We start from the raw sequence: 6,142 nt of genomic DNA, 5'->3' as shown, positions 1-6,142 counted from the left end.
TTGGTTTTAATTGGAATTTACCGATTTGAGGTGATAAAACTACTTCTTCATTAGTAGTAATTGCTTCGATTAAAGTCTTTTCGAAGATATGATAAAATTCTTCTGTTTTTGTAATTGAGGTTTTATTTACCTCAGCGATTTTTTTAATTAATTCTTTTTTAGTCATAATGATTTGACTCCTTTTTTGATTTTTTTTGAAAATTAATGTTATTTAAATTAAAATAGAGTTTCATATCCAATTGAATGATGGTAAATAATGGTGAAAATTTTTAGTTCTACTCATAATTTTTAATAATGATTTCTTGATTGATGTTTTTATTGGTAAGATGTTGGTTCGTTGTTTTTTTGTTTTGATGATGTTACAGTTTGAAAATAAATGAAGAATTGGGATTGTTTCATAATTGATGTATAACCATTTAACTCCCCTTTTGGTTGCTTGGTGTAATTCTAAGGCTAACAATTTATGATCTTCAAAAGAAAATGGTTTTTGGTAAAAATCTTTATCTTTAATCCCTTCATAGTAATATGGTGGATCGATAAAAAGAAAATCGCCTTGTTGACTATTGGCGATAACTTTACGAAAATCCATACAATATAAAACATGTTTTTTCTTTTGGAAATGTCTTTGGAATGTAACTAATTCGTTTAAATTGATGATGGGAGTTTTTTGTTTGGGTTTATACCCAAAATTTGTTTTTAAATTATTTTGCTTATCATAACGAGTAATACCACGAAAAGCGTATTTATTTAAAACATAAAAGATAGCTGACCTGGTTAATTTTTTTCTTTTTTTGGCATTTTGATTATATTGGTTTAATAAATGTTTAAAAGTTTGTTTTTGGTTCTTTTGGTTGTGATATTGGTAAATATAATTTTCTATGGCTTTGACTTTGTTAACAAAATGATGGGAATTTTGGAGACTTTGTTTCCACATAGTGATTAATTGGTGATCATTATCGTTTAAAATCGCTTTTGATGGTTGTAAATAAAAATAAAGAACCCCGCTTCCTAAAAAAGGTTCGTAATAAGTTTTAAATTGTTTGGGTAAATGAGAAATAATTTGAGGCAAAAGTTTTTTCTTACAACCAATCCAATTGATTTTCATCTTTCTTCTCCTTATTCCATAAATAAAATAAAAAGAAAATATCAGAAAAGATGGCGATTGTAGCGTTAAATTTTAATCCTAATTCAAAATTGAAAAATAAAGCCATAATATTACTAATGATGAAAAATAAATAGGAAATGGTTAATAAAATAGGATATCTTTTTTTCATTTTGTCTCCTTTATTTTTTTATTTCTTTTGGTGTCCTTACCAATTTGTTGTTTTTTTCAAATAAAAAACCCCTTTTGAAAAGGGGTTAGATGATTAAGTTTATTTGGTTGTTATTGAGTTTTATGAATTGATTGTTTTAAAAAGGTAAAGTTTCTTGAGTTTTATTATCTAAAAAGATCACGTTTTGAAGAATAACTTTAGTGTTAATTTTAGTTTGACCTTCATTATTCGTATATTTTTGAATGGATAAAAGCCCTTCAAGATAAATTTTCGAACCTTTATGTAAATATTTCTTCATGTTTTCGGCTTGTTTTCGAAAAGCGACACAAGGGATGAATTGGGTTATCTCTTTAAGGTTAACCGCTAATTGAAAATCGATTTTAGGGATTTGTTCGTTGTTTGAATTGATATATTGTTTTTCTAAATCATGGCTGAGACGGCCGATTAATTGAACTTTATTTAACATAATTTTATTTTTCCTTCTTTTTGATATATTTTTTTAATTTTTTCATTATTAAAACTTTTGAAAACAAATGTATTGGACGATTATCTAATTTGTTGATGTTGGAATCGTTTATTACTGTTGTTTCAAAAGTTTTATACTTGATTTTGATATAAAAAAAGTTTACTTTCAAAGTAAGCTGGTTTTTTTATTGTTTCAAATAACTAATTTAACGTCATTACGGACGAGAAAGGTTAACGTTTTTTATTTTTTTAATTTCTTAATAGCGATGTTTTTAATATTTTCTACTTGTTTTAAAGATAAATTGAGTTTTTCAGCGATTTCGGCGTTGGTATAACATCTTTGATCATCTTCATTGATATTCCCTAAAGGAACACCAAAACTTAAATGGATAATTTTGAATTCGTTTTCACTTAATTTAACTTTCATTTTTTTTAAAAAATTTTCATGCTTAACTTGTTTTAACCATAATTGATGAGGATTTAGTTTATTTATTTGATATGGTTCACAAAAATCTTCTTGAAAAGAAAGATTATCCTTTTTATGATTTTTTTGGGGGATTGAAGGAGAATGGCTTTTTCTTATTATTTCTCTTATTTCCGATTTGATGGTTGGAGTAGCATAAGCGATAAAGTCATAACCTAAATCTTGGTAATGATTGAGGGCTTTGATTAATCCTAAAATCCCTTCTTGATATAAATCTTCTTTAGTTAAAACTCGAGGATAATATTTAAACTTTTGAACTATCTTTTTTATTAAAGGTAAATGAAGTTCGATTAATTGATTTCGTATTTCTAAATTCTTTTTGTTTTTTAAAAAATCTTTAAATAATTCTTCTCTTAACATTTAATGCCTTTCTAAAAACGTTTTTAGAAAAGAGAGGAAATTATTTTTTTTAGTCTTTGAAACAAAAAAAGACTAACTTAATAGTTAGTCTTAAAGAATTTTTAAAAAATAAAAAGTGTTTAAACTTTTGGAACAGGGCAGTCATTTCATTATCTTGATATTCTTTATTCCAAGTTTCTTTATTTTCTCAATAAATATCATCTTCTGAGGTTTTAAAATGTCTTTGTTCCAATGTGTGTCCACTATTATCATCTAAAGTTCTATTCCAAGTGTTAGGGCTTTTCCAATTTATTTCTTTATTGTCATTTAGATAACTTCTTTTATTTAATTTATAAGGTCTATTATTAATAATTTTTAATTCTATATCATAAGTTTTATCGCGATTCCAATTAACTATTTTTTTATATTCTTTGCTATTTGATGTGTAATGCCTTTCAGTTAATATATATTCTTCAGCTTGAACTTCTTCTGCAAATTTGCCATCATAATACGTTTTATCCCAAGTTTTATCGTGATCCCAATTAACTTGTTTGTTATCTTCGTCGCTGCCTTCTTTAAAATATCTTTGTGAAATTTGTTTATTATTAGAATCATAAACTTTATCCCAAGTATTAGGATTTTCCCAGTCTACTTGTTTTTCTTCGCCTTCATTATGAGGTTTATATGCTCTACTGGATGAAGTGTATGTTTGTGTTTCCTTATTAGTTGTTGCAAAAACATAAGTAATATTTAATATAAAAAATAATAAAGAAATTAATAAATATAATTTAGATACTTTTAAATAAAATGATTTTTTTCTTTTTGCATTATTCATTTTTATAATATAGATCCTTTTTTATTTTTATGTTTTTTAAAAAACATAAAAATAATTATAATCATTAAAACTAAAAAAATTAAATAATAATATATATTTTTTTAAAACCAAAAAGTAAATATTGAAATGAAAAAATAATTGTTATTTTGTATGTACATTTTTACATTTTTTTAACCCTATCTTTTTACAAATTTGCCACAGCAGTTCAAAAAATAAAAAACTTGCTATTAATGTCATTTTATCACAAAAAAATAAAAAACAATTTTTTTGTTCACTAATCTGTATATCATGAGTGCTTTCCTTGCAATTTTATATATAAAAAAAAGAGACTTCAAAAGTCTCTTTTTGGGATTATTTAATTTTTTTTAAAAATATTTTTACTTTTTTTGTCAATCAATTTTTTCTAAATTGCGTTCTGCCTGGGTTTTGGTTAAGTAGTTAGGAACTAATAAATGGCAATTGGAAACAATTTTTGCAAATTGTTTGATGGTGCAAAAATCTATTTTGATAGTAGTTGGTTCAATTAATAAATGATTAGGAAAAGATTGCAAGAAACTGCTTTCAAATCTATCTTCGTTTAAGTAAATGTGGTTTTCTTTGAGGCTTAAAGCAAAAAAAGCATTACTTCTAGCATCAATTAAAGGAGTAAGTGAAGCATAAGAATAACCACTAGATAAAAGTAATAGACTGCTTATTTGGTATAAAGGGATTTGTAAGTTGAAGGCTAACATTTTGGCTGTAAGAACTGCTACACGAGTGCCAACATAAGAACCAGGACCCACACCAACTATTAAAGCATCTAAGTTGTTTAGACCTAAATTATTTTCTTGTAAGACGCTTTCAATTAAAGGAATCATGCAAGGAACATAATCGTTTTTGCCAAGGCGGGATTTGAAAGTAGTAATTTTTCCTTGGATAACTAAAATAACTATTTGGCTTTTGGTGGCAGTATCTAGAATTAAAATGTTTTTTTGATTCATTGTCGTATCGCTTTCAAAAGTTTGGTTAGAGATTTGCAAAAAAATTTAAAGGTTGATTTTGGAATAAGTATTTTGCATATCATTTTGATCTACTTTTATTTTTATCATCAAGGTTGCTATTTTGATAGATAGTAATTTTTCTTTGAGTTTCATTTAAAAATGTCATTTCTACTAAAAAAGCAAAATCAGGAAAAAGGTAACTGCAATTTTGAAAATATTCTACTATAACAAAATCTTGATAAGTAAGGTCTTCTAATAGTTCTTCTAAAAATTCAGTCTCAAGGCCTGTGCGATATAAATCAAGATGATAAATAGTGTGCAATTTGTTCTTGTAGGTTTTAGAAATGACAAAAGTAGGACTACAAACATTTTGAAGGATGGCAAAACTTTTAATAAAACCCTTAGTAAAGATAGTTTTTCCACAACCCAAAGAGCCTTGTAATAAAATGATTGTTTTGCTTTGTTTTTCTTTGGGAGTGTTTTTTTTTTGATTGATGAGTTTTTTTCCTAAATTGTAACTTAATATTTGGGTTTCTTTTGGGGTATTAGTAATTGTTTCTAAATATATTTTGGTTTTCATATGCGTTTAGACCTTTAATTATGAGATTAAAATAATATGATAAGACCTTTGTTCTTTTTCCTTTGGTGTTTTGTCTTTTTTTGTTGGTTTAAAATTAATTTTCTACGCCATCTACATCAAGTACTTCTTTTTTGACAACTGCTACTGAAACTGCTTTATGACCTGTTTTTAATTTGATGATGCGCGTTCCTTGGGTAGCTTTGTTTTTGGTTTTGGTAATTTGGTCAATTGCTACTCTTACTACTTGTCCTTTGTCAGAAGAAACAATAAGATCATCTGTAGGGAGGACAACTTGTAGGGTAATAAGTCTTCCTTTTTGGTCGTTTACTTTGATAGTTTTAGAGCCTTTGCCACTACGTTCTTGAATGCGGTATTGGTTGACATTGGTGATTTTTCCAAAGCCGTTTTCAGTCATTACTAAAATGTTTTGTTCTTTGGAATCAGTGTCAAATAAAGCAGCTCCTACTAAGAATTCATCACTTCCAAGACGCATGCCAATTACACCCATACTGTTGCGACTAATACTTTTAATTTTGGTTTCACAAAAACAAATAGCATTGCCATTGTTAGATGCTAGAATGATATTTTTAGTGCCTGTGGTTTTGTTTACTGTAAGGACTTCATCGTTTTCTTTTAACCTAATTGCAATAAGACCTCTTTTGGAAATGTGGCTGTATTCTTTGAGAGGTGTTTTTTTGACTATGCCTTTTTTGGTAGCAAAGAATAAGTAATCTTGGGATTGATCAAAGTTTTTAACACTGGTGAAAGAAGTTAAAAATTCGTCTTTTTCGAATGGTAAGAAATTAACAAGATGGCTTCCTTTGGATTGTCTTTGACCTAAAGGAATTTCGTAGCCTTTGAGTTGATAGACTTTGCCTTTGTTAGTAAAAAATAAGTGATAATCGTGAGTAGAAGTAATTGCTAGATGTTCAATAAAGTCTTCTTCGTAGATTTTCATACCAGAAACGCCTTGCCCACCTCTTTTTTGTTGTTTGTAAGTATCAATATCCATGCTTTTGATGTAGCCTTTGTTAGTAATTGTAATAATGATAGGTTTTTCTTCGATTAAATCTTCGTCTTCAAAGTTTAGGGGAGCATCAAAATTGAGGGTAGTTTTTCTGTCATCTTGGTATTTTTTCTTCATTTCTAGAAGTTCTTTTTCTAAAATGCGTTCTTTTTTCTTTT

9 protein-coding genes are annotated in these 6,142 nt (G+C 27.2%); all 9 read right to left on the bottom strand.

Annotation, left to right across the window (positions count from 1 at the left end):
* The coding region (locus tag OYV_RS01080) for an HU family DNA-binding protein (RefSeq protein WP_042067812.1) at positions 1-166 on the bottom strand (166 nt) is incomplete at its 3' end.
* Positions 167-229: 63 nt separating this feature from the next.
* The gene (locus OYV_RS05265; RefSeq protein WP_236620250.1) at positions 230-1,105 is read right to left on the bottom strand and encodes a DNA adenine methylase; all 876 of its coding nucleotides are present in this window, start codon (positions 1,103-1,105) and stop codon (positions 230-232) included.
* A complete protein-coding gene (locus OYV_RS01070; RefSeq protein WP_042067810.1) occupies positions 1,080-1,274 on the bottom strand; it encodes a hypothetical protein in 195 nt (64 codons plus the stop codon). Before OYV_RS01070 ends, OYV_RS05265 begins: the two co-directional genes overlap by 26 nt.
* 136 nt (positions 1,275-1,410) lie before the next feature.
* Positions 1,411-1,740: a single-stranded DNA-binding protein gene (locus OYV_RS01065; RefSeq protein ID WP_042067807.1), complete on the bottom strand. Its 330-nt coding sequence runs from the start codon at positions 1,738-1,740 to the stop codon at positions 1,411-1,413.
* Between the two features lie 240 nt (positions 1,741-1,980).
* The gene (locus tag OYV_RS01060) at positions 1,981-2,583 is read right to left on the bottom strand and encodes a sigma-70 family RNA polymerase sigma factor (RefSeq protein ID WP_042067804.1); all 603 of its coding nucleotides are present in this window, start codon (positions 2,581-2,583) and stop codon (positions 1,981-1,983) included.
* 187 nt (positions 2,584-2,770) lie between these two features.
* A complete protein-coding gene (locus OYV_RS01055; protein WP_042067803.1) occupies positions 2,771-3,397 on the bottom strand; it encodes a hypothetical protein in 627 nt (208 codons plus the stop codon).
* Between the two features lie 389 nt (positions 3,398-3,786).
* A complete protein-coding gene (gene tsaB / locus OYV_RS01050; protein ID WP_042067800.1) occupies positions 3,787-4,377 on the bottom strand; it encodes a tRNA (adenosine(37)-N6)-threonylcarbamoyltransferase complex dimerization subunit type 1 TsaB in 591 nt (196 codons plus the stop codon).
* A 79-nt stretch (positions 4,378-4,456) separates the two neighbouring features.
* On the bottom strand, positions 4,457-4,957 hold the full coding sequence (gene tsaE / locus OYV_RS01045; protein ID WP_042067798.1) for a tRNA (adenosine(37)-N6)-threonylcarbamoyltransferase complex ATPase subunit type 1 TsaE: 501 nt from the start codon (positions 4,955-4,957) through the stop codon (positions 4,457-4,459).
* A gap of 94 nt (positions 4,958-5,051) precedes the next feature.
* On the bottom strand, positions 5,052-6,142 hold a 1,091-nt coding region (locus OYV_RS01040), incomplete at its 5' end, for a DNA gyrase C-terminal beta-propeller domain-containing protein (protein WP_042067796.1).

This window comes from 'Chrysanthemum coronarium' phytoplasma, assembly GCF_000744065.1.
Taxonomy (GTDB): Bacteria; Bacillota_I; Bacilli_A; order Acholeplasmatales; family Acholeplasmataceae; genus Phytoplasma; species Phytoplasma asteris.
The sequence above is the reverse complement of the archived record's forward strand: the minus strand, read 5'-3'. Positions and strand labels throughout refer to the sequence as shown.